This is a genomic window from Micromonospora sp. CNB394 (assembly GCF_000374985.1).
GTDB lineage: Bacteria > Actinomycetota > Actinomycetes > Mycobacteriales > Micromonosporaceae > Micromonospora > Micromonospora marina.
The window spans coordinates 121,494-143,942 of record NZ_KB895836.1; the positions used below are offsets into that span (position 1 = coordinate 121,494).

Consider the following 22,449-nt stretch of genomic DNA (forward strand, 5'->3'; position numbering starts at 1 on the left):
GCCAGCAGCATCCGCCCCTTCCCGTCGGCGGCGAGCACCACCGGTCCGTTGATCAAGGAGTTCGGGTCACCAGGGAGATCGACACCGACACCAACTCCTTGATCAACGGGGAAGGTCAGGACTGTGGGCTCGTGGCGGGCGAAGGGCGGGAGCTGCTTCAGCCACGCCGGGCCCTGGTCGGTATCCAGGCGCCAGATGGCGGAGAGGTTCCAGGTGCGCTGCTGCGCCACCGCCGCCACCCGGCGGCCGAGCCGGCGCAGCTCGCCGGTCGCCCAGGCGACACTGCGGGCCGGACCGCCCGCCTCCGCCCACGGCTGGCGCAGCGGATGCGGCGCGAGGTCCACTGCCGCCGGTTCCAGGGGTACGGCGGGCGCGTCGACGACCTGGGCCAGGTAGCGGACGTGACCGCCCGGCGGCGCAGGGCGGTCGGCGTCGAGCAGCCGCAGCACCGCGACCTCCAGACTGTGGCGCTGCCGGACGGCGGCGACGATCGAGTGGACCTCCTGCCACCACGGCTCCGGTACGCGCAACGGCGGCAGCGCGCCGAGCGGGCGGCCGGCGGAGTCGAGCAGGACCAGCGTCACGGTGCGGGACACGGCCGGACGGTATCCGGGCGCCCCTACGGGAGGCGAGCGGATTCACCGCCAGACGGTACGACGCAGCCCCTCGTGACCGGCGCACACGTCGCGCTGGCCGCCGGTGCGGCTGACCGAACCGTCGCGGCACTGCACCAGCCAGCCGCGCTCGGACCAGAACCCGGGCACGCAGTCGAACCAGTCGCACACCCCGGCGGCCGGCCGGCGGATGCGCTGGCCGCCGCAGAAGTCGTACCCGAAGGGGTTCGCCGGGGCGCCGCAGCGGCGCTCGACCGGCGGCTGCGGCGTGCCGCGCGGCGGTGCCGGACGGGCGCGGGACGGTTCGGGGCTCGTGCTGGGCCGGACCTGGACGGCGGGCGCGACGTGCGGCGGCGCGGGCGTGCCGGTGGCCCCCGGGGTCGCGGCGGCGGCGCGTTCCGAGCCGGCCCGGGTGGGCGGGTTGGACGCGACGAGCATCGCCGGCACGAGCAGCGCGAGCGCCGCGCCGACCGCCACCGTCCGCCGGCCGCCCGGCACCAGCGCGGTGACACGGGCCTGGGCGGGGGTGAGCACGGCCGGGCGTTTTGGCTGCGCCGCGGTGTGCTCCGCGATCAGCTCGTCCAGCTCGGCCACGACCGCGGCGCGCTGTTCGATCGCGTCGGCGAAGGCCAGCGTGAGCGTGAACCGGAAGTCGGCCGCCGCGCCGGTGGGCAGCAGCAGCCCGGAGGTACGCCGCCGGTCCAGCACCTGGATCAGGGTGACCGGCGCGCCGGGGTCGTGGGACAGGCCGGTCATCCGGCCGTACGCCCAGTCGCGCCGGCCGCGTCCGCCGAGCAGCACCAGCCGCCGGTTGGTGAGCACGGCGAGCCCGGCGTCGACCACCTTGACGCCCTCGGGGCGGCGCGGGCGCAGCGCGGGCGGGTCGGCCTCGACTGTCAGTTCGGGGGCGGGCAGCACGGCGGTGTGCCGCACCTCCACCAGTTGCGCGGCCGGGAGCGTCCAGAAGACCACCTCTCCGGGGGCCAGCTCCATCGGCAGGCCGACGCCCGCCTGGGCCGAGCCGTGGAAGGACACCGCGAGGGTACGCAGGCGGCGCAGTTCGTCGTCCCGGCGCCGCCACGCCTCGTCGGCGGCGCGGAAAGCCCGCTGACGCCGCTCGTTCTGCCGGTGCGCCCACCGGTACCGCCATGTGGAACCCGTCGAATCAGTCTTCGCCACGCCGACTCCTCCGCCGCGCGAGTCCACCAATCGGGGTGTCATTCATGTCAACGGTGCGGCAGGGGTACCAAGACACGCGAAAGTCACCAATTAGACCGATCGGCTGATTGACCGACACAATCGGCGGAAACCCCTGCGTCGATTCGCCTTCCGTACCACCGGGTCGCGGCGGTCCCGCTTCGTCATGCGGGACCGTGGACACGTCGGTAACGTCAGCCGCAACGGCGGGGCGGAGCGGCCCCGGGCGGCGAGGAGGTGCACCGGTGGGCGACCCGGCCGTGGTGGTGGGAGTGGACATCGGCACCACCAGTTCCAAGGTCGTCGCGTTCGACACCACCGGGCGGCAACTGGCCGGCCACTCGATCGGCTACCCGCTGGACGATCCGAACCCGGGCTGGGCCGAGCAGGATCCGGACCTCATCCACCAGGCCGTTCTCGGCGTGATCCGTGCAGTGGTGGACGAGCTGGACCGGCCGATCGCCGGCCTGTCGTTCAGCACCGCCATGCACAGCCTGATCGGGCTGGACGCCGACGGCAACCCGCTGACCCCGTCGATCACCTGGGCCGACTCCCGGGCCAGCGCGCAGGCCGAGCGCCTGCGCGCCGCGCCGTCCGGGCTCGCCCTGCACCGGCGCACCGGCACCCCGGTGCACCCGATGGCACCGCTGCCCAAGCTGGTCTGGTTCGCCGAGCAGGAACCCAAACTGCACGAGCGGGTCGCGCACTGGGTGGGCATCAAGGATCTCGTCCTGCGGCGGCTCGCCGAGGCGCTGGTCACCGACCACTCGGTCGCCTCCGCCACCGGCCTGATGGACATCCACCGGCTGGCCTGGGACACCGAGGCGCTCCGCGTCGCGGGCATCACCGAGGAGCAGCTTCCCCAGCTCGTACCGACCACCCACGTGCTCCCGGGGCTCACCGCCGAGGCGGCGCGGGCCACCGGGCTGCCGGTCGACACCCCGATCGTGGTGGGCGCCGGTGACGGACCGCTGGCGAACCTCGGGCTCGGCGCGGTCCGCCCCGGCGTGGTGGCCTGCTCGATCGGCACCAGCGGCGCGATGCGGGTGATGGTGGAACGTCCCGGCGTGGACCCGCTCGGCGGCGTGTTCTGCTACGCGCTCACCGAGGACCGCTGGGTGGTCGGCGGCGCGATAAACAACGGCGGGATCGTCCTCCAGTGGGCGAACGACGCGCTCGCCCCCGAACTGGGCGAGAACGCCGAGGTGGAGCTGCTCGACCTGGCCGCCACCGCGCCGGTCGGCTCCGGCGGGCTGATCATGCTGCCGTACCTGTTGAGCGAGCGGGCACCGCACTGGAGCGCGCTACCCCGCGGCGCGTACGTCGGGCTGACCCACGGCCACGGCCGGGCGCACCTGGTCCGGGCCGCGTTGGAGGGCGTCTGCCAGCAGCTCGCCCTGGTCCTCGCCTCGGTCCGCGCGGCCGGCAACGAGGTACGCGAGGTCCGCGCCAGCGGCGGTTTCGCCCGTAGTGCGCTGTGGCGGCAGATCCTCGCGGACGCGCTCGGCATGCCGGTGCGGTTCCCCGCCGGGCACGAGGGGTCCGGCTTCGGCGCCGCGCTGCTCGGCATGCAGGCGCTCGGCCTGATCCCGTCGATCGAGGTCGCCGCCGATCTGGTCCGGATCGAGGAGACGGTCCGCCCGGATCCCGCCTCCGCCGCCACGTACGCGGCGCTGCTCCCGCTCTTCTCCGAGCTGTACGACGCACTCGTACCCACGTTCGCGTCCCTGCGGCGGATGGCGCCGAGCCTGCCGCCGGAACCGCCACCCACCGCACCACCCCGCTGACGACCGAAGGGCGTGATAGCCGTGGTCACACTGCTCGCCGCACCAGCGGAACCGCTGACGAACGCCGGTGACACCCAGCTCGTCCTCGCGGCCCTGCTGGGCATCGCCGCGGTGGTGCTGCTCATCGCGTGGGGCAAGGTGCACCCGTTCCTGGCGCTGATCCTCGGCGCGGCGGTGCTCGGCGTGGTCGCCGCCGTACCCGTCGACAAGATCGTCACGTCGTTCAGCGGCGGCGTCGGCTCCACAGTCGGCGGGGTGGGCCTGCTGATCGCGCTCGGCGCGATGATCGGCGGCCTGCTGGCCGAGTCCGGCGGGGCGGACGGCATCGTGGAACGGGTGGTCGGCCGGGTCTCCGGAAGCGCGCTGCCCTGGGCGATGGCCGGGGTGGCCGCGCTCATCGGCCTGCCGCTGTTCTTCGAGGTCGGCGTGGTGCTGCTGGTGCCGATCGTGCTGCTCGTCTCGCTGCGGGTGGACGTGCCGCTGATGAAGATCGGCATTCCCGCACTCGCCGGCCTGTCGGTGCTGCACGGCCTGGTGCCGCCGCACCCCGGCCCGCTGGTGGCGATCGACGCGCTCGGCGCCAACCTCGGTCAGACGCTCGCCCTGGGCCTGCTGGTGGCGATCCCCACCGTGATCATCGCCGGCCCGGTCTTCGGCAACCTCATCGCCCGGTACGTGCCGGCCACCGCACCGGCCGCGCTGCTGCCCACCCGGCGCGACACCGATGACCGCAGCCCCACCCGGCCCGGCGACGGCCGGCTCGACGCCGACGGCGACCTGGTCACCGAGGACGACCTGCTCAACCCGGGCACCGGCCGCCCCGGCGCCGCGATCGAGGAACCGGCCGGGCGGCGGTCGACCCGGCCCCCGGCGCTCTGGGCGGCGGTGGTCACCGTGCTGCTGCCGGTGGTGCTGATGCTGTTGCGGGCGATCGGTGAACTGACGCTCGACGAGGGCACCGCCGGCCGCAAGGCGCTGGACATCGTCGGCACCCCGATCATCGCGCTGCTCGCGGGCGTCATCTTCGCCATGATCTTCCTGGGTTACCGGTCCGGCTTCAGCCGTACCCAGGTCTCCGGTTTCCTCGGCGGCTCGCTGCCGCCGATCGCCGGCATCCTGCTGATCGTCGCCGCCGGTGGCGGCTTCAAGCAGGTGCTCGTCGACGCCGGCGTGGGCAACCTGGTCGCGGACGCCGCCGAGGGCGCGAACCTCTCGCCGCTGCTGCTCGGCTGGCTGGTAGCGGTCGGCATCCGGGTCGCCACCGGCTCGGCCACGGTCGCCACCATCACCGCCGCCGGCATCGTCGCGCCGCTAGCCGCCACACTCCAGGGCCCCGAGGTGGCGCTGCTGGCGCTGGCCATCGGCTGCGGGTCGCTGTTCTTCTCCCACGTCAACGACGCCGGCTTCTGGCTGGTGAAGGAGTACTTCGGGTTGACCGTCGGGCAGACCATCAAGAGCTGGTCGGTGATGGAGACGATCATCTCCGTGGTCGGCTTCCTCGGCGTCCTGCTGCTCGACGTGTTCATCTAGCGGCGGTCAGGGAGCCTCGACGCCGGAGATGCGAAACTTGTGCACCTCGGCGCCGAGGATCTCCGTCACCTGCTCGGCCTCCGGGCCGGAGCCCCGGAACGCCAGCAACTGCTCGTCGGACTCCCACCGCTCGTAGACGTTGATCCGGCCCGGCTCGACCAGGTCGGCGCTGACCGCGAAGTCGACGCAGCCGGGCGCGGCGCGGGCCGCGCGGACGGCGGCCTCGCAGGACGCCAGGTAGGCGTCCCGCGAGGCCGGATCGACGTAGAGGGTGCCGGCGACGATGAGCATGCCGGCCATCCTGCCACGCCCGATCCCGATCCCGATCAGGACCGGCTGATCGCGTTTGCGTGGATCGCCTCGTTCAGGTACGCGGCCATCCCGGGCCGCAGCGTCTCGTAGTGAGCGGTGAACCGCGGGTCCGCCACGTACATGTCCGCCAGGCCGGTGTGGATCTCGTACGAGCAGTCGTACCACCACTTCGTGATGAGCTGCCGGTGCTCCTCGGCCAGCGCCATCGCCTCCGGGCCGTCAGCGGGCGCGCCCGAGTCCATGAGCGCGACGAACCGCCGCCCCCAGTCCTCGTTCTCCGCCTTGTTGCGCAGCAAGTCCTCCTTCGAGTAGCGGCCCGCGCGCTCCTGCGACTGCCGGTACGCCTCGGTTCCGCCCCAGCGCTGCTCGGCCTCCTCGGCGTGCTCGTCCGGGTCGAAGTTTCCGAACACCTCGAACCGCTCCTCCGGCGTCAACTGGATTCCCAACTTCCTCGCCTCCATCGCGTGTTCGATCGCCGTGACCATCTCCTGGAGCTTCCCGATCCGCCCGGACAGCAGCTCGTGCTGCCGGCGCAGGTGCGCCACCGGGTCGGCGTCCGGGTCGTCCAGGATCTCGGCGATCTCCTCCAGCGGGAACCCCAGCTCGCGGTAGTAACGGATGAGCTGCAACCGGTCCAGGTCCGCCTCGTCGTAGCGGCGGTAGCCCGCCGACGTGCGCCCGCTGGGCCGCAGCAACCCGATCTCGTCGTAGTGGTGCAGCGTCCGGACCGTCACCCGGGCCGCCCGCGCCACCTGACCCACCGTGTACGCCATGGTTCCCTCCCTTCTGCGACCAAGACTCCCGCCTCCCGCTGCGTGAGGGTCAAGCCGGAAAACACGACGCCCCCGACCATGATCGGCCGGGGGCGTCGCCGGTGCGGTCAGTTGGTGACCTTCTCCTTCTCCGGGGCGGCGAAGGTCGCGTTAGTCGGGGTGCGGAAGGCGTGCACCAGGCCGGCAGCCGAGAGCAGCAGGAGCAGGCCCGCGCCGAGGTACAGGGCCAGGGCGCCCTGCTCGGCCTTGCGGCCGAACTCGCTGAAGCCGTACGAGGTGAGCAGCAGGCCGCGCAGCGTCTCGCCCTTGAACACGGTTTCCCGCTGGGCGGTCACCTCGGCGAGCTGCTTCTGCAGGTCGGCCAGGTTGGCGGCGTTGCTCTGCTGGGCCTGGGCCACCTGCTCGCGCAGCGCACTCTGCGGCTCGCCCAGGTCGGCGTAGGTCCTGCCGCCGGCCATGTTCTTCAGGTGCAGGCCGATGTAGTCGTTGGCGTAGCACTCGGCCTGCTTGCCGGTGGTCATCTTCTGGCCGGCGTACTCGCGCAGGCAGTCCGACTGCTTCTCCTCGTCGGACAACTCGTCCGCCGGGGTGAAGGTGATGTGCTGCGCGCCGAGCTGGTCGCGTACGTAGTCGTTGGCGAAGTTGGCGTTCGTCGTCAGGACGACGCCGACGACGAGCAGCAGGACCGCCAGGCCCAGCCCACCGATGCTGAACAACAGGTCGAGCGTCCGTCGCTTCATATCAGGCTCCCGTGTGGAGGATGTGTTCGTCTTGGTGACGAGAACCATCCTGGCGGCGGCCACCCGCTCCGAGCAGGGTCGAACCCCCCGTCCCCGCCGGGACCTTCGGCCCCCGTGGACCCGGGCCGGTCAGCGCTCGGCGCCGGACAACGCGGGGAGCAGGTCCGGCAGGGCGGCCGGGCGGCCGTACCGCCAGCCCTGGCCCTGCCGGCAGCCGATCGCGGTGACCGCCGCGTGCTGCGCGACCGTCTCCACGCCCTCGGCGACCACGGCCAGGTCGAACGCGCCGGCCAGCCGGTTCACCATCTCCACGGTGGCGTACGCGCGGGCGTCGCCGGCGTCCAGCCGGGACACGAACGACCTGTCGATCTTCAGCTCGGTGGCCGGGATGCGGTGCAGGTAGCTCAGCGACGAGTACCCGGTGCCGAAGTCGTCGATGGCGATGCGGATGCCGAGGTCACGTAGCTGGGACAGCCGGTCGAGCACCGACTCGCTGCCCTCGATCAGCGCCGACTCGGTCAGTTCCAGGGTGAGCGCGCGGGGCGGCAGGCCGGCCGCGCCGACCGCGCCGGTGACAGTGGCGATCAGGTCCGGCCGGCACAGGTGGGCGGCGGCGATGTTCACCGCGACCGTCACGTCCGGCGCGTGCTCCCGCCAGGTGGCAGCGGCCCGGCACGCCTCGTGGATGACCCACCTGTCGATGGCGACGATCAGCCCGGTCTCCTCGGCCAGCGGCAGGAACCGGGCCGGGGTCAGCACTCCCAGCCGGGGATGCCGCCAGCGCACCAACGCCTCGGCGCTGCGTACCGTGCCGGTGTCCAGGTCGACGATGGGCTGGAACTCCATCAGCAACTGGCCCTCGTCGACCGCGCGGCGCAGGTCGGCGATGAGTTCCGCCCGGCTGACCGCCGACTCGCGCAGTTCCGGCGTGCACGTGCGGTACGCGGCCTTGCCTGCCGCCTTCGCCGCGTACATGGCGATGTCGGCGTCGCGGAGCAGGTCGGTGTGGGAGGTGTGCTGCGGCCCGTACTCGGCGATGCCGATGCTCGCCGACGGGTGGACGCCGAGATCCTCCTCGCCGGGCAGCGGCTCCAGGGCGGCGAGCAGCCGGACCGCGAGCCCTTCGGGTGACACCTGGCGCTCCCCGGCGACGAGCACCGCGAACTCGTCGCCGCCGAGCCGGGCGATCATCCCGTCCGGGCCGACCGCGTCCTGCATGCGCTCCGCGGTGGCGGTCAGCAGCCGATCCCCGGCGGCGTGCCCGAACCTGTCGTTCACCTGCTTGAAGCCGTCCAGGTCGAGCAGCACCACGGCGACCGGGCCACCCACGCGCAACGCCCGCCGCAGCCGCCGGACGAACGTCAGCCGGTTGGGCAGGCCGGTGAGCTGGTCGGAGTACGCGAGCCGGCGCAGCCGCCCGACCAGCCGCAGGTTCTCGTTCGCGGCCAGGCCCTGGCGCAGCGCCAGCACCCCGAGCAGGCCCATCATGCCGACGAAGACCACCTGCGGGGTCTGCCCGCTGGGCTGCCGGGACAGCAGGACCGCGACGATCGCGCCCCCCACCGGCAGGTACGGCAGCGCGACCCGCCACCACGGCGGCAGCGGTGATTCGACCACGTCGTCCTCCCCGTCCGCGTCGTTCGGCGGCGGGTAGCGGGTCGCCAGGCCGACCAGCAGGTAGCTCAGCGGCCAGCAGACGTCGACCGGGTGGCCCGGCGCGTAGTCGCCGCGCGCGACCAGGGAGACGTAGACGGCGTCCGCGCCGGACCGGATCGCCAGGCCCGCACCGATGACGGTGAGCGCCCGCCACATCGGCCGGCCCGGGCCGGCGACCGCCACCAGGATGGTGAGCTGCATCAGGTCGAACATCGGGTAGAGCAGCCCGAACGTGCGCATGGGATCGGCCATGTCGGCATCGGTGATCCGGTGGAACACCACCACCCAGCCGATCGGGATGAGGGCCAGCCCCACGATCACCCCGTCGAGCAGGGTACGGGCCCGGCCGATCACGCTGCGCGGGCCGGTGCGGGAGCAGAGCAGCGCACCCGTGCCGGTGACGATGCCGGCGGCGAACAGGCCCGCCACCAGCGGGGTGTGAGGCAGGCCGAGCCCGCCGAGCCGTTCCACCGTCCACACCGCACGGCCGAGCGCGGCGAGGGCCATGGTGGCGGCGAGCAGTTCCCAGAACCGGCGCAACACGGCCGGCTGACGTCGCGAGGCGCCGGCGCAGAGCACCGCCGCCCAGCTCGACACCGCCATCGCACCGAGGTCGCTCACCAGCGCCGCACCGGGCAGCCGGGCGGCCAGCCAGGCCATCTCCCCGAGTACGACGACAGCGGCCGCGACGAGTCCGACACGGCCGACGAGCGGATGACGGGCCGGTGCCGCGGCGGCGAGGCTCACGTCGTGCTGGGATACAACGATTGCGCTCCGGCTCTCTTCCAGACGTGCACCCTCGACGACGAGGACCGGACGACGGACGGCGCAAGCCTAGCCAGCGCCGGGGACTGCCGCCAGAGTCGCGAGTGTCGGTCAGCGGACCGCGGGCGGGTGCCGGTAGAGCGAGACCAGGACGCCGTAGCGTGCCTGCCCCGGCGGCGCCTCCTCGGCCTCGCCCACCAGTTCGTCCAGCGTGGACCGGAGGTGCTGGGCCTGGGCCGGGGTGAGCCGCAGGTGCCGCAGGTGCACGAGCGGGTCCGGGTCGCCGGCGAGTTCCTCGGCGTACGCGCCCAGCAGCGCCGCCGTGGCGCCCGCGTCGGTGTCCGTGCCGACGAGCCGGCGGAACGTGCGTTCGTGGTAGCGCTCGGTGCCGCCCCGGACCTGGCGGCTGTGCGCCGGACGGACCATGCCGGCCTCGGTCAGCACCCCGAGGTGGTGGGCCACAGTGCCCTTCGCCGCGCCGAGACGGGCAGCGAGCTGGCTGAGCGCCGGGGCGTACGCCGAGGCGGGCGACCCCGCCACGCTCGGCGCGCTCGTCACGACCGACCTCCAGTCCGTGAACGGCGACCTGCGCCTGCGGCTCAAGCACCACGACCAGCCGCTGTCCGACAAGGCCGACGACCCGACCGGGGAGCACTTCGCGCGCCTCGCCGCGCTCGGCATGGGCGGCGTGACCCGGGTGCAACGGCTGCCCGGCAACGTCGGGCTGCTGGAGATCAAGCCGTACGTGTTCCCGCCCGACCTGGCCGGCGACGCGCTGACCGCCACGCTGCGGCTGCTCGCCGGCACCGACGCGCTCCTGCTCGACCTGCGCGGCACCGAGGGCGGCAGCCCGGACGGCGTGGCCCTGCTCTGCGGCTGGTTCTTCGCCGAACCGACGCACCTGCACACCATGCACGAACGCTCCGGCGCCACCCGCCAGTCCTGGAGCGCCGCCTGGCTGCCGGTCCACCGCTACGCGCCGGACAAGCCGGTCCACGTCCTCACCGGCCCCGCCACGTTCTCCGGCGGCGAGGAACTGGCGTACGACCTTCAGCAGTTCGGCCGCGCCACAGTGGTCGGTGAGCCGACCCGCGGTGGCGCGCACCCCCGCATCGGGCACCGGATGCACCGCACCTGGAACTGACGGTGCCGGTGGCCCGGCCCGTACACGCGGCGAGCGGCACCAACTGGGAGGGCTGCGGCGTCGCCCCGGACGTGGCGACCCCGGCCGACCGGGCACGCGACGTCGCGTACCGCCGGAGCCTGGAAGCGCTGCTGGCGGCAGACCCGGACCGGCCGGCGGCGGCCGAGCAGCGGACGGCCCTCGCCGCCCTGGGCTGAACCGCGCGGGTCAGGACCAGTCCTCCGCCGGGGCCGGGTCCGGCGGCGCGGCGGCCGTGCCGGGCGGCCCGCCGTGCGTCCACGGTGTCTCCTCCGGCGCCGGGAACGCGCCGCCCGGCAGGAAACCGTCGGACAGGCCGGTCAGGCAGATCCGCTCACCCACCTCGGGCACGCTGCCGGGCGGCGCGGTCAGCCCCCGGCCCATCCCGCCGGACAGTTCGAGCACCACCTCGGTCTTGCCGTCGCCGCCGGGCGTCACGAACACGATCTTCGCCTTCTGCGCCGGGCGGGCCGGGGAGTACAGCGTCGCGCCCACCGGCATCGGCACCGGCTCGGTGGTGACCACCTGGATGCGCGGGCGCAGCACCGGCCGCTTGCCGGAGTCGTCCACCCGCGCCGGGTCGGCGAGCGTCACCTCACCGACGAACGCCTCCCCGGACAGCCGGTGCTCGGCCATCACCAACGGATCGTCGTACGCACGCTGCACCGCCCACGCGGTCGACGCCCGTTCCAGCCGCTGCAACCGCAGCGCCGCCGCCACCGCGCCGTCGCGCCGCGGCTGCGGGCCGCCCCCGGCGTCGACGTGCTCGGCGTGCGCGGTGAACGCGTCCCGGTCACCGGCCCACCGGCCGGTCACCCGCGCGCCGGCCGGCAGCGTCCGCAGCAGCCCGACACCGCGCCACATCAGCTCCCAGGTGGGCGCGAGCTGGCCGCGCAACAGGCCGGCCAGCTCGTCGTACGCGGCCGCGCGGGCCGCCGGATCGCCCTCGGCCCGGGTGTACGCCTCGATCGCCGGGGCGAGCCGCCGGTTGTCGAAGTCCGGGTCGGTGGCCGGCCCGGCCGGCGGGCAGCGTGCCGGATCCTCGGCGCGGGCCGCCGCCTCGGTGCCGGTCAGCCCGGCCGGCGGTTCCAGCCAGCCCAGCACCGCCGGCAGGTGCAGATCCTCCACCACGCTCTGCCCGGTCGCCCAGTGCAACGTCAGCGCATCGGTGAGCGCCAGCAGCGCCGACGAGCCCGGTTGCTCGGCGCGCTCGGCGAAGAACGTCAGCCACCGGCCGAGCAGCGGCACCGACTGGTGCACCGGATAGTCGCCGTCGGTCCGGCGGAACCGGGTCGAGCGGCCGAACAACCGCAGGAACGTGATCCCGGCCGGGTTCGGCACCAGCAGTTGCGGCGCGTCGGCGTACCGGTGACGGACGTCGCGGCCCCGGTCCACCGGCACCGCCTCGGTCAGGTCGCGGAACTCGTCCAGGTACGGCAGCACGACCCCGGCCAGTTCGGCGGCGAACGCGAACCGCTGGTCCCGGTTGCGCGGCTGCGGCACCACCAGCAGCCGGGCCTCGTCGGGCGCGGCGCCGACCATCGCGGCGAGCGGGGCGTTCGCCTCACCGGCCAGCGCGAGCGGCACCAGCACCAGCGGCCGGTCCGACAGATGCAGGTGGCGGACCGTGGCCACCGGTTGGGCCCGCCCCGCGGCGACCGCCTGCGCCCGGGCGAGCGCGCGCAGCGTACTCACGCGGGGTGTCCGGCGAAGGCGTCGGCGCGCAGCGTACTCATGCGGTCTGTCCGGCGAGGGCGTCGGCGCGCAGGCGCGCGGCGGCCCGCAGCAGCGCGGCGGCCTCCGCCTGCTCCGGCTCCGGCGCGGCCACGCCCCCGGCGAGCGCCAGCACGTCGGCGACGTCCTCGACGCCGCCCAGCGCCTCACGGACCGGCCGGCCCAACGCGCCGGTCTGCCCGCGCGCCTCGTGCCGGCAGAAGTACGCCAGCTCACAGGCGGCCAGGCAGTCGGGCGCGTAACGCGCGGGCACCCGGTGCAGCGCGGCGGCGAGCGCGGCCGGATCGGCCGCCGGGTCGACCGTGAACCCGGCCGGTACGGCGGCGAGCAGCTCCTCGACCCGGGCCATCCTGGCCAACTGGCGGCGCAGCACCAGCAGTTGCCGGCGAACGTCGAGCAAGCTGGCCACCGGCTGGTTGGCGAAGTCACGTGGGCAGACCAGCACCACCTCGTGCGACACCAGCTCCGGGTCGCGTCCCCCGGCGGCGAGCAGCTCGCGCAGCGCCAGCACGTAGACGGCGGACTGGATCGCGGCGGCCGCGACCTTGCCCGGGTCGGCCTGCCCGTCGATCACCGGAAACGACTTGATCTCCACGACGTGGAACCGGCCCGCCAGCCGGGCGGCGACCAGGTCCGGTTCCAGGTGCACCCGGGTACCGGCCACGTCCAGGCCGAGCAGCGGGTGGTCGAACAACGCCGGGCCGTCGCCGCTGGCGGTCAGCGCCGGCCGCGAGCGTTCCGGCCGGTCGTCGTCGGCGCCGAGATCGGTCCAGGTCGCGCCCTCCGGCACCGGTACGCCGAGCCGCTCCGCGACCAGGCGCAGCAACTCCGTCCCGCCGTCGGCCTTGACCTGGGCCTCGAACGCGTTGCCGCGAGTGATCGCGAAGCGGGACTGGCCGAACCTCGCCGGGAAACCGAGCTGCTCGGCGAGCGCCGGCTTGTCCGCGCCGGCGCTGTCCAGGACGGCGCGACGGGTACAGCCGGGGTTGCCGGTCAGCGCGGCGATGGTGCGGGCGTTGTGCCGCCGGGGCGGCCCGCCACCCCTGATCTGCGCCAGCCGATCTTCCACCCGATGAAGTGTAAGGAAGGGCCCCTTGTTAACCCCTCCGGTAGAGGAAGGGGCCCTTTTTATAATAACATGGCGGCCAGACCCGCGCGGGGGCCGCCACCAGCGTCGGCCCCGTTTCGGTCGGTGACCGGCCAGGGGCCCGGCACGGTAGGGCGAGGAGCGAGCAACCCGCCATGGTCCTCCGGTTCGATGCCGGGATCGGGCCGCTGCGGGCGTTCGGCCGGTCGGCGCAGCACCCGGGCGTATCCGTCTTCGATGCGACGGATCGCCGCACGGGTACGGGTGTCGACGCGCGGGGGCGAGCGATCGGCCGGGCCGGGGTCGGCTGCCGCGGTTCCCGGGAACGCCTACCCGGCGTCGGCCTTTCGTCGTGGTGTGCCGATGACGCCGTCTCGCCCGCGGCGGACCGCGACCGCGTCGACCAAGTCGGCCGTGGCGGCGTACCGGATGGCCCGGCTGACCGCGCCACCCGGTCAGCGGCCGGAGCGGTTCCAGGGCGAGCGCGGGGACTGCGCTCCCGCCAGCGGACGACGCCGGCGGCGGTGCCGGCGCCCGGGCGCGCAGGGCGGACGGGCAGCGGTGTGCACCGGCGGGGCGACCGGGGTGGCCGGCGGGCGGCCGATCAGCCAGCAGAGGAAGCGGGTCATGGTCAGCCGACCGGGAGGCGCTCGGCCTCGGCACGGGAGACGTCGTACTCGGCGCCGCAGAACGTGCACTGCTGCGCGTACCGGGTGCGCAGCGGGATCAGCGGGATGAAGAAGAGGCTGAACTTGGTGACCCGGCGGGTGATCACCTGGGCGGCCTGGTTGCCGCAGTTGCGGCAGACCTCGGTGACGACGCCGGACCGGACGACCTTGGTCCGCAGCCCGAAGATGAAGAACATCGCCCGGCATTACCCACCCGGGGCTCGTGTTAAAAGGGGCCCCCTCCTCTACCGGAGACGTTAAGAGGGGGCCCTTCCTTACACCTCAAGCGAGCCAGATCGGCTTCCAGTCCCTCGGAGTCGGTGATCGAGGTCCACACCTTGTCCATCGGCGCGTCGTCAGGGCCCGGCGGACGGTCACCACCGGGGCGGCGAGGCGGGCGCGGACGGCCATCGGCTCAGTCATGCTTGTCGCCTTTCGGGTAGCAGGCCACGGCGAGTTTGAAGGCGTCTCCTTCGGCGCCGCCGTAGCGCGTGAACAGGTCCTGCAACGTCGTCTGCAGGTCGTGCAGGAACTCCTGCCGCCGCTCGGCGGGCACCCGGATCTCACCGGAGACGCCGATGGACGGCAGTTCGGGGGCGGTGCGGTCGAGCGCGGCGATGTCGGCCTGGACCTCCTCCATGAGGTCGAGCAGGTAGCCCAGACTCAGCTCGTCGCGGACCCGGCGCGTGCCGCCGATGCGGCCGACGAGCCGGGGCGAGAGCCAGTACGACCGGGCGACGGCCTGGTAGATGCCCTCGGTGATGCCGCGGACCTGCCGCTGCGCCACCTGCTCGGCCAGCCCGGCCGCGACGACCTGCTTGACGTGGTAGTGGACGCGCTGCTTGACGTGGTAGGACGCGCTGCGGCGTCTGCTCCAGCCGGGCCGCGACGTCGGTGCAGGTGCGGGGCCCGGCGAGTCGCCGCAGCACCTTGATGCGCTGCGGCTTGAGCAGGACTTCGGCCTGCTCGCGCTGTTCCAGGTGCAGGACGTCTTTCTTGGCGAGCTTTGTCGATGACTTCGACGAGAGGCCGCGCGGTCCGCGCGGCCTCTCACCGGTACGTCGCGTCAGGGAGTCCAGTCCGGACGCAGCGGGTACCCGTTCACCCCTTCCGGGCCGTTGTGCGTGGCGAGCACGTGATGCAACTGGATGCCGTTGCGCTCGAACGCCAGCCGGGAGCCCGCCATGTAGAGCCCCCACACCCTGGCGGTGCCCGGCCCGACCTCGCCGACGCAGAAGTCCCAGTGCTCGACCAGGTTGCGGCACCAGCCGGCGAGCGTCAGCGCGTAGTGCTGCCGCAGGTTCTCCTCGTGGTGCACCTCGAACCCGGCGTCGTGGATCTCGCTGATCAGCCGGCCCGGACCGGCCAGCTCGCCGTCGGGAAAGACGTACCTGTCGATGAACACGCCGGAGCGGTGCGGCGCCCGGTTGTCGGCCCGGGTGATGCAGTGGTTGAGCAGCCGCCCGCCGGGCTTGAGCCGGGAGCGCAGCGCACCGAAGTAGGCCGGGTAGTTGCGGACCCCGATGTGCTCGGTCAGCCCGATCGAGGAGATCGCGTCGAACTGCTCGCGCGGCGCGTCCCGGTAGTCCAGGTGGCGCACCTCGGCCAGTTCGCTCAGCCCTTCCCGCTCGATCGCGGCCCGCGCCCAGTCGGCCTGCGCCCTCGACAGCGTCACACCGAGAGCCTTGACGCCGTACTCCCGGGCCGCGTGCCGGACCATGCCGCCCCAGCCGCAGCCCACGTCCAGCAGCCGCATTCCCGGCTTGAGTGCCAGTTTGCCGGCGACCAGGTCGTACTTGTTCCGCTGCGCCTCTTCGAGGGTGTCGCCGGGGCCGCGGAAGACCGCGCAGGTGTACGTCATGGACGGCCCGAGCACCTTCTCGTAGAAGGCGTTCGACACGTCGTAGTGGTGCGAGATCGCGGTGCTGTCCCGGGTACGCGAGTGACGCAGGCCGGTCATCAGCCGCCGCCAGCGCGGCGACGCCTCCTGCGGCGGGGGCGGCGGCGGGCGCAGTCGTTCCCAGCCCAGGCCCCGGACCAGCGCGAGCGCCTCGCTCATCGCCGGGACGCGCAGCGGCACCCCGTCCTTGATCACCCGCAGCGCCTCGTACGGGTCGCCCGGGTGCACCCCCTCCAGCCCCAGGTCCCCGCTGACGTAGGCCCGGGCCATGCCCAGGTCGCCCGGCGCGGTGAGCAGGTAGGACAGGCCCCGCTCGGTGCGGATCGCCAGGGTGATCCCGGCGTCGGCCGAACCCACCGCGCTGCCGTCGTAGCCGGTGACCCGGACGGGCAGGTCGCCGGTGGTGACCGCGCGGACCACGTCCGCGACTGTCGGTCCGGTACGCCGCCCGCCCGCCGGCGGGCCGGCCGGGGTGCTCGCCGCCCCCGGTGTTCGGTCGGTCAGACTCATGCTCGGGATACCGCCTTCTCGTACAGTCCGGTGAGTCGGTGGTCCGGGTCGTAGCGGTCCTTCACGGCACGCCAGATGTCTCCGCCGTAGAGGCGGTCGAACTCGCCCCGGTCGTAGTACGCGTCGGAGTAGAGCGACTTGTGGCCGCCCACCTCCGACACCATTCGCTCGATCTGGCGGTTGACGTCACCGTCGGCGGAGCCCGCCGCGATGGGCACGCTTCCCCAGAAGCCGATGTTCACATACGTTTCGCCCGGTCGGAGCGGATATAGCGGCCACGCCTTCGCCGACCCGGGACCGGACGGCTCCCGCAGCCGCAGCGGGCACAGCCACACCGGCGTCATGCCCACGTCCGCGGCGAACCAGCGCAGGAACTCGGGCGTGCGGCCGAGCGGAACCTCCACGTCCTGCACCACCCGCTCCCGGGCCGGGCGGCCCCGCCACCTGTCGACCCGGGCCGCCACCCGGTGCCGGTGCTCCAGCCGCACGATCCGGTGGTAGACGTCGCTGCGCCGGTAGCGCCGCGGCCACAGCCGCCGCACCACCGGGTGCTGCACCCCGAACGCCGCCGAGCACCAGAACCAGTCGGTGTCCCAGCGCCAGAGATAGTCGTACGCGGTGAGCGCGTCCCGGGTGCGCCGGCGCAGCGAGCGGTAGTAGATCTCCTGGCCGGTGTAGTCGGACGGGCCGTCGTCGGCTTCGTCGGTGAACGCGCCGAGCACGAGGTACGCCTCGCCGGGGCTGAACACCACCCCGTCCATGGCGTCGACCGGCTCCCCGCCCCAGGCACCCTTGGCGACCACCTCGCCGATCGCGTCGACCAGTTCCTCCAGCCGGGTGAACCGGATGTTGCGCAGCGACACGTGCCGGCCGATCGGTTGCAGCTCGATGCGCAGCCGGGTGGCGTAGCCGAGGCTGCCCAGCGAGTTCGGGAAGGCCCGGTGCAGGTCGGCGTGCTCGCCGCGGGGCCCTGTCGTGACGATCTCCCCCGCGCCGGTGAGCACGTCCATCTCCAGCACCGACTCGTGCGGCAGGCCGTTGCGGAAGGAGGTGGACTCGACGCCCAGACCGGTCACCGCGCCGCCCAGCGTGATGGTGCGCAACTGCGGCACGACCAGCGGCATCAGGCCGTACGGCAGCGTCGCGTCGACCAGATCCTCGTAGGTGCACATGCCCTGCACGTCGGCCGTGCGGGCGGCCGGGTCCACGGCGAGCACCCCGGTCAGGCCGCTCACGTCCAGCCCCGGCGTACGCGGCGCGGAGCGGGGCCGGAACAGGTTCGAGGTCTGCTTGGCCAGCCGTACGGGCTCCCCGGCGGGCACCGCGGCGTAGGAGCGCCGCAGCGTGTCCACCGCCCGTTCATGATCACGGACAGCGTGCATGAGATCACCTTACGCTCGGGTACGACAAGTTCGTGGGATGTCCACGGTGGCCTTTCGACGACTCACCGACGACGCGCGCGTTACCTCCGCCACCGCCTGGCCGGTGGTCGCCCGAGCGGTGGCCGACGCGCGCAGCGGTGGCCGGTACGCGGCCACCGGCATAGCGTGGAGGGCATGCCGAAAGCCGTCTGGAACGACCTCGTCGTCGCCGAGAGCGACGACACCGTTGTGGTCGAGGGCAACCACTACTTCCCCCGTGCCGCGCTGCGCGACGACCTGATCCGCTCCTCCGACACCCACACGGTCTGCCCCTGGAAGGGCACGGCCTCCTACTACACGCTCGAACACGGCGGCGCCACCAGCCCGGACGCCGTCTGGTACTACCCCGAGCCCAAGCCGGAGGCGGAGATGGTCCGCGACCGCGTGGCGTTCTGGAAGGACGTCCGGGTCGTCGACTGAGCCACCGTGCCGCCGGGGCGACTGGCACCCGGCGGCCCCGGTGGGTCACTATGCCCCCATGGCCGACCCGCATTCCGACCCGTCCGGCACCATGTACGGCGGCGCCCGCCGCGCCCGTGGCGTACGTGGCCGGCTGCCTCAGGACCCGCTGATGCGGGTCGCGCTGAGCGTCGGCGCGGCGGGCGTACTCCTCGGCGCCTTCTTCGCCACCGGCGTGCTCGGTGGCGGCGACGACCGGCCGGTGGTGCCGGCGGCCGCGGCGCCCACCGCGGCACCGAGCGAGCCGAGCGCGGAACCGTCGGCGGAGCCCACTCCGTCGGCGTCACCCTCGCCGAGCGCGACGCCGAGCAGACCCGCCGCGCCGGTCGCCACGCCGAAGGTGATCCGGGGCGTGCCGTCCGGGCGCTGCCTCGGCGTGACCGGCGACGAGGCCGAGGGCGCGCAGGCGGCGCTCGCCGACTGCACCGGCGGGCCGGAGCAGCAGTGGGTGGTCACGCCGGTCACGAACGACACCTACCTGCTCGTCAACGCGGCGAGCAGCAAGTGCCTGGACGTCAACGAGGCGAAGACCGACGACGGCGCGGACGTGCAGCAGTGGTCCTGCAACGGGCAGGCCAACCAGCAGTGGCGGTTCCAGTCGGCCGGTAACGGCGCGGCGCTGCTGGTCGCCGTGCACAGCGGCAAGTGCGCGCAGGTCGACGACGCGGGCACCGAAGCCGGGCGCGAGCTGGAGCAGGCGCCGTGCAGCGGCGCTCCCGAGCAGCAGTGGGCGGCCGGCTGACCGGTCAGCCCCGGTAACTCCAGGCGCGTCTGCCCGCCGCGACCGGCAGCGCGAACGCGGGCTCGTCGGCGGCACGGCGGCGCAGCAGCAGTGACAGCCCGGCCGCGCCGATCGACAGCGCACCCGCCACGTACCAGGCGAGCGCGTAGTCGCCGAGCCGGTCCCGGACCAGACCGGCGCCGGTGGCCGCGAGCGCGGCGCCGAACTGGTGCGCGGCGAACACCCAGCCGAACACCACCGCGCCGGACGCGCCGAACCACTCCCGGCACAGCGCCACGGTCGGCGGGACGGTGGCCACCCAGTCCAGCCCGTAGAAGACGATGAAGACCAGCATGCTCGGCTCGGCCGTACCGGCGAACAGACTCGGCAGCACCAGCAGCGACGCCCCGCGCAACGCGTAGTAGGCACCCAGCAGCAGCCGGGCGTCGACCCGGTCGGTGAGCCAGCCGGAGGCGATCGAGCCGGCGATGTCGAAGAGCCCGACCACGGCGAGCAACCCGGCAGCAGTGGTCTCCGGCATGCCGTGGTCGTGCGCAGCCGGCACGAAGTGCGTACCGACCAGGCCGTTCGTGGTCGCGCCGCAGATCGCGAAACCGCCGGCGAGCAGCCAGAACGGCCGCGTCCGCGCGGCGGCGGCGAACGCGCCGACCGCCCGCGCCGCCGCGCCGCCCTCCGGCCGGGCCGGCGGCACGACTTCGGTCGCGCCGTAGGCGGGCCGCCCCAGGTCCGCCGGATGCTCCCGCAACAACCACACCACAAGGGGTACGACCGCCAGCGCGGCCCCGGCGACGACGAGTGCCGCCGTGCGCCAGCCGTGGTCGCGTACCAGCAGCGCGAGCAGCGGAAGGAAGACGAGCTGCCCGGCCGCGCCCCCGGCGGTGAGCACACCCGTCACCAGGCCACGGCGCTCGACGAACCAGCGCCCGGTGACCGTGGCCACGAAAGCCAGCGCCATCGAGCCGGTGCCCAGCCCGACGAGGACACCCCAGCACAGGACGAGCTGCCAGCTCTCGGTCATCCCCACGGTCAGGCCGCTGCCGGCGGCCACCAGCACCAGCGCGCCCGCCACCACCCGGCGGATGCCGAACCGGTCCATCAGCGCGGCGGCGAACGGCGCGGTGAGGCCGTACAGCAGCAGGTTGACCGAGACGGCGGCGGAGATGGTCGCCAGCGGCCAGCCGAACTCGGCGTGCAGCGGGTGCAGCAGCACGCCGGGGGTGGCGCGGAAACCGGCCGCGCCGACGAGCGCGACGAAGGCGACAGCGGCGACGAGCCAGGCCGGATGCAGGCGGGAGCGGGTCACCCAGCGAGTCTCCGGCCGGGTGGCTCCGCCGACGAGTGGCCGGAAAGCCATCGTACGCAATAATCGGGCCATGTCCGTACCGCACCGGGTGGCCGTCCTCGCCCTCGACGGCGTGGTGGCGCTCGACCTCGGCACCCCGGCCCAGGTCCTCGGCGCCGCCCGCGACGACGACCGAACCCCGCTGTACGTGGTGGCGACCTGCACTCCGGGCGGGCAGCCGATCCGCAGCAGCGCCGGCTTCCAGGTCCTCCCCGACCACGGCCTGGAACTGTTGGGCAGCGCCGACACGGTGATCGTCCCCGGCATCCACGCCGGTCCTCCGCTGCACGACGGCACGGTGGCCGCCGAGGTGGCCCAGGCGCTGCGCACGGCGTACGACAGGGGTGCCCGCGTCATGTCCATCTGCACCGGCGCGTTCGTGCTCGCCGCCGCCGGCCTGCTCGACGGCCGCCCGGCCACCACGCACTGGGCGTACGCGTCGCGCTTCCGCCGCCTGCACCCCGGCGTACGGCTCGACCCCGACGTGCTCTTCGTCGACGACGGACGTGTGCTCACCTCGGCCGGGGTGGCCGCCGGCATCGACCTGTGCCTGCACGTCGTCCGCACCGACCACGGCAGCGCGGTGGCGAACCGGGCGGCCCGGCGCTGCGTGGTGCCGCCGTGGCGCGACGGCGGGCAGGCCCAGTACATCGAACGGCCGGTGCCCCGCGGCGCTGAGAACGGCACCGCCGCCACCCGCGAGTGGGCACAGCAACGGCTGCACGAGCCGGTGGCCCTGCGCGAGATGGCGGCGCACGCGCGGATGAGCGTCCGTACGTTCACCCGGCACTTCCGCTCCGAGACCGGGCTCAGCCCGGCGCAGTGGCTGCTCCAGCAGCGCACCGAGCACGCCCGGGTGCTGCTGGAGACGACGGATCTGAGCGTGGACCGGATCGCCCGGGACTCGGGTTTCGGCACCACCGCCGCACTGCGCCAGCACTTCCACGCGCGGGTGGGCGTGTCCCCCACCGCCTACCGCCGCACGTTCCGCCCGTCCCCTGCGCCGAGCTCCGCCTCCGTCGATCTTGGAGTTGTGGTGCCTGGGGCGCCGGACGTGTCGGAGTTGTCCGCCGCCACAACTCCTTGACCGGCGGTCCGACGGTCAGGCGAGGTGGGGCTGGCGGCGCAGGGCGCGGAGCTGCGCGAGGTGCAGCGGCAGGTGCACGCGGATGTGCAGGTCCAGCGCTCTGCCCCAGGGCAGGGAGTCGTCCACGTCCAGGTCGAAGCCCTCGCGTAGCACCGTGTCCACAGGTGCCTCCGCCGCCGGGCCGAGCCGCTCCGCCAGCGCGCACAACTTCTGGCTGGTGGCCCGGAACAGTGCCGCCAGCCCGTCCAGCCCGCCGCACTCGGAGACGAGCGCATCCAGTTGCGGCCGGTGGATGGTGTCCAGGTCGTAGTAGGCGAACGGCGAGCCGGCCAGCACAGCCTCGGTCGCCTCGCTCATCAGCTCGTCGTTGGCGGCGAGGTGCGCGACGATCTGCTCGGCGCTCAACTGTCCTTCCGGCGGCGGGCCGAACCCGCCCGCGTCCAGCTCCGCGAGCAACTCCTCGTACGCCTGCCGCAGTGCCGGGGCGTCCACCTCGTCCATGTCCCGCATCCAACCTCCGCCACCGCTGCGGCCACCCCGTCTACCGGGCCCGGTTCACCCGGACGCGTGAAAGGCCGGCACCCCTGTTCGGGGTGCCGGCCTGTCTCGCTTACTTGTTCCAGTGTTCGGCTACCAGGTCGGCGGCCTGCTGCTCCCACTGGGCGTAGTGGTCCGGGTAAGCAGACACCTGGACGGTCTGGGCGGCCTTGGTCAGCGGCATGTCCTGCCAGCCGTCGACCTGCTTCAGACCCTTCAGGAACGCCAGGGTGGAGTACTCGGGGTCGGTGATCTGCTCCACCGTGCCCCAACCGGAGGACGGGCGCTGCTGGAACAGACCCTGCGAGTCGTGGTCGTTACGGTCACCCAGGTGACCGAGGTTCTCCAGCTTCGACTCCTGCAACGCCGTCGCGATCGACACCACCGCGGCACGCTCGTCCATCCCGGCCTTCTTCGTCGCCGCGA

Annotated in this window: 21 protein-coding genes and 1 pseudogene; 7 read left to right on the forward strand and 15 right to left on the reverse strand. The window is 73.6% G+C overall.

Features of this window, described 5'->3' with window-relative positions; translation table 11 throughout:
* Positions 1–638 precede the first annotated feature (638 nt).
* Positions 639–1,793, reverse strand: a complete 1,155-nt coding sequence (locus C569_RS0115880; protein WP_018786758.1) for a hypothetical protein — start codon at positions 1,791–1,793, stop codon at positions 639–641.
* A gap of 263 nt (positions 1,794–2,056) precedes the next feature.
* Between C569_RS0115880 and C569_RS0115885 the strand changes: the two genes are divergently transcribed.
* Entirely contained in the window at positions 2,057–3,598 is a 1,542-nt protein-coding gene (locus tag C569_RS0115885; RefSeq protein WP_018786759.1) for a gluconokinase, read from the forward strand.
* 21 nt (positions 3,599–3,619) lie between these two features.
* Positions 3,620–5,128 (forward strand): SLC13 family permease, encoded by a 1,509-nt coding sequence (locus C569_RS0115890; protein ID WP_018786760.1) that lies wholly within the window; start codon positions 3,620–3,622, stop codon positions 5,126–5,128.
* Positions 5,129–5,134: 6 nt separating this feature from the next.
* On the opposite strand, the gene C569_RS0115895 is transcribed toward C569_RS0115890, so the two are convergent.
* From C569_RS0115895 to C569_RS0115915, 5 genes are all read right to left on the reverse strand, one after another.
* Entirely contained in the window at positions 5,135–5,419 is a 285-nt protein-coding gene (locus tag C569_RS0115895) for a putative quinol monooxygenase (protein ID WP_026268218.1), read from the reverse strand.
* Between the two features lie 35 nt (positions 5,420–5,454).
* Positions 5,455–6,213 (reverse strand): MerR family transcriptional regulator, encoded by a 759-nt coding sequence (locus tag C569_RS0115900; RefSeq protein WP_018786762.1) that lies wholly within the window; start codon positions 6,211–6,213, stop codon positions 5,455–5,457.
* Between the two features lie 107 nt (positions 6,214–6,320).
* Positions 6,321–6,953, reverse strand: coding sequence for a hypothetical protein (locus C569_RS0115905; RefSeq protein WP_018786763.1), 633 nt, complete (start codon positions 6,951–6,953; stop codon positions 6,321–6,323).
* Between the two features lie 129 nt (positions 6,954–7,082).
* A complete protein-coding gene (locus tag C569_RS0115910; protein ID WP_018786764.1) occupies positions 7,083–9,356 on the reverse strand; it encodes a bifunctional diguanylate cyclase/phosphodiesterase in 2,274 nt (757 codons plus the stop codon).
* A 129-nt stretch (positions 9,357–9,485) separates the two neighbouring features.
* On the reverse strand, positions 9,486–9,836 hold the full coding sequence (locus C569_RS0115915) for a hypothetical protein (RefSeq protein WP_018786765.1): 351 nt from the start codon (positions 9,834–9,836) through the stop codon (positions 9,486–9,488).
* A 1-nt stretch (position 9,837) separates the two neighbouring features.
* Between C569_RS0115915 and C569_RS30395 the strand changes: the two genes are divergently transcribed.
* Together C569_RS30395 and C569_RS34330 are read left to right on the forward strand one after the other, a co-directional pair.
* On the forward strand, positions 9,838–10,518 hold the full coding sequence (locus C569_RS30395) for a S41 family peptidase (RefSeq protein ID WP_231394807.1): 681 nt from the start codon (positions 9,838–9,840) through the stop codon (positions 10,516–10,518).
* 8 nt (positions 10,519–10,526) lie between these two features.
* Positions 10,527–10,715 carry a hypothetical protein gene (locus C569_RS34330; RefSeq protein ID WP_231394808.1) on the forward strand — a complete coding sequence of 63 codons (189 nt, stop codon included), beginning with the start codon at positions 10,527–10,529 and terminating at the stop codon, positions 10,713–10,715.
* 10 nt (positions 10,716–10,725) lie between these two features.
* Here the strand turns inward: C569_RS34330 and C569_RS0115925 are convergent, their stop codons facing one another.
* From C569_RS0115925 to C569_RS0115950, 6 genes are all read right to left on the reverse strand, one after another.
* Positions 10,726–12,231, reverse strand: coding sequence for a hypothetical protein (locus C569_RS0115925; protein WP_018786766.1), 1,506 nt, complete (start codon positions 12,229–12,231; stop codon positions 10,726–10,728).
* Positions 12,232–12,268: 37 nt separating this feature from the next.
* A complete protein-coding gene (locus C569_RS0115930) occupies positions 12,269–13,339 on the reverse strand; it encodes a hypothetical protein (protein WP_018786767.1) in 1,071 nt (356 codons plus the stop codon).
* A gap of 649 nt (positions 13,340–13,988) precedes the next feature.
* The gene (locus C569_RS0115935) at positions 13,989–14,222 is read right to left on the reverse strand and encodes a zinc-ribbon domain-containing protein (protein WP_018786768.1); all 234 of its coding nucleotides are present in this window, start codon (positions 14,220–14,222) and stop codon (positions 13,989–13,991) included.
* A 218-nt stretch (positions 14,223–14,440) separates the two neighbouring features.
* Positions 14,441–14,812 (reverse strand): hypothetical protein, encoded by a 372-nt coding sequence (locus tag C569_RS30400; RefSeq protein ID WP_018786769.1) that lies wholly within the window; start codon positions 14,810–14,812, stop codon positions 14,441–14,443.
* A gap of 279 nt (positions 14,813–15,091) precedes the next feature.
* Positions 15,092–16,435, reverse strand: a complete 1,344-nt coding sequence (locus tag C569_RS0115945; protein WP_018786770.1) for a class I SAM-dependent methyltransferase — start codon at positions 16,433–16,435, stop codon at positions 15,092–15,094.
* The gene (locus C569_RS0115950) at positions 16,432–17,817 is read right to left on the reverse strand and encodes an FAD-binding oxidoreductase (RefSeq protein WP_026268220.1); all 1,386 of its coding nucleotides are present in this window, start codon (positions 17,815–17,817) and stop codon (positions 16,432–16,434) included. The genes C569_RS0115945 and C569_RS0115950 overlap by 4 nt, the downstream gene beginning before the upstream one ends.
* 174 nt (positions 17,818–17,991) lie before the next feature.
* Between C569_RS0115950 and C569_RS0115955 the strand changes: the two genes are divergently transcribed.
* Both C569_RS0115955 and C569_RS0115960 read left to right on the forward strand, forming a co-directional pair.
* Positions 17,992–18,276, forward strand: coding sequence for a DUF427 domain-containing protein (locus tag C569_RS0115955; RefSeq protein WP_018786772.1), 285 nt, complete (start codon positions 17,992–17,994; stop codon positions 18,274–18,276).
* A 58-nt stretch (positions 18,277–18,334) separates the two neighbouring features.
* Positions 18,335–19,057, forward strand: coding sequence for an RICIN domain-containing protein (locus C569_RS0115960; protein ID WP_018786773.1), 723 nt, complete (start codon positions 18,335–18,337; stop codon positions 19,055–19,057).
* Positions 19,058–19,061: 4 nt separating this feature from the next.
* Here C569_RS0115960 and C569_RS0115965 read toward each other — a convergent pair whose 3' ends face one another.
* Positions 19,062–20,360 (reverse strand): MFS transporter, encoded by a 1,299-nt coding sequence (locus C569_RS0115965; protein ID WP_018786774.1) that lies wholly within the window; start codon positions 20,358–20,360, stop codon positions 19,062–19,064.
* 70 nt (positions 20,361–20,430) lie between these two features.
* Here C569_RS0115965 and C569_RS0115970 point away from each other — a divergent pair, with 70 nt between their 5' ends.
* Complete coding sequence (locus C569_RS0115970; RefSeq protein ID WP_018786775.1) at positions 20,431–21,486, forward strand: GlxA family transcriptional regulator; 1,056 nt, start codon at positions 20,431–20,433, stop codon at positions 21,484–21,486.
* A 15-nt stretch (positions 21,487–21,501) separates the two neighbouring features.
* Here C569_RS0115970 and C569_RS0115975 read toward each other — a convergent pair whose 3' ends face one another.
* A complete protein-coding gene (locus C569_RS0115975; RefSeq protein WP_018786776.1) occupies positions 21,502–21,996 on the reverse strand; it encodes a hypothetical protein in 495 nt (164 codons plus the stop codon).
* Positions 21,997–22,096: 100 nt separating this feature from the next.
* A pseudogene (locus C569_RS0115980) lies at positions 22,097–22,449 on the reverse strand (hypothetical protein); the annotation flags it as partial.

Bases quoted from the DNA above. Each gene is read 5' to 3' on its own strand.
- C569_RS0115895 (WP_026268218.1), bottom strand. From the start codon at position 5,419: ATGCTCATCGTCGCCGGCACCCTCTACGTCGATCCGGCCTCGCGGGAC.
- C569_RS0115945 (WP_018786770.1), bottom strand. From the start codon at position 16,435: ATGAGTCTGACCGACCGAACACCGGGGGCGGCGAGCACCCCGGCCGGC.
- C569_RS0115900 (WP_018786762.1), bottom strand. From the start codon at position 6,213: ATGGCGTACACGGTGGGTCAGGTGGCGCGGGCGGCCCGGGTGACGGTC.
- C569_RS0115975 (WP_018786776.1), bottom strand. From the start codon at position 21,996: ATGCGGGACATGGACGAGGTGGACGCCCCGGCACTGCGGCAGGCGTAC.
- C569_RS0115950 (WP_026268220.1), bottom strand. From the start codon at position 17,817: ATGCACGCTGTCCGTGATCATGAACGGGCGGTGGACACGCTGCGGCGC.
- C569_RS0115960 (WP_018786773.1), top strand. From the start codon at position 18,335: ATGGCCGACCCGCATTCCGACCCGTCCGGCACCATGTACGGCGGCGCC.
- C569_RS0115970 (WP_018786775.1), top strand. From the start codon at position 20,431: ATGTCCGTACCGCACCGGGTGGCCGTCCTCGCCCTCGACGGCGTGGTG.
- C569_RS0115955 (WP_018786772.1), top strand. From the start codon at position 17,992: ATGCCGAAAGCCGTCTGGAACGACCTCGTCGTCGCCGAGAGCGACGAC.
- C569_RS0115905 (WP_018786763.1), bottom strand. From the start codon at position 6,953: ATGAAGCGACGGACGCTCGACCTGTTGTTCAGCATCGGTGGGCTGGGC.
- C569_RS0115935 (WP_018786768.1), bottom strand. From the start codon at position 14,222: ATGTTCTTCATCTTCGGGCTGCGGACCAAGGTCGTCCGGTCCGGCGTC.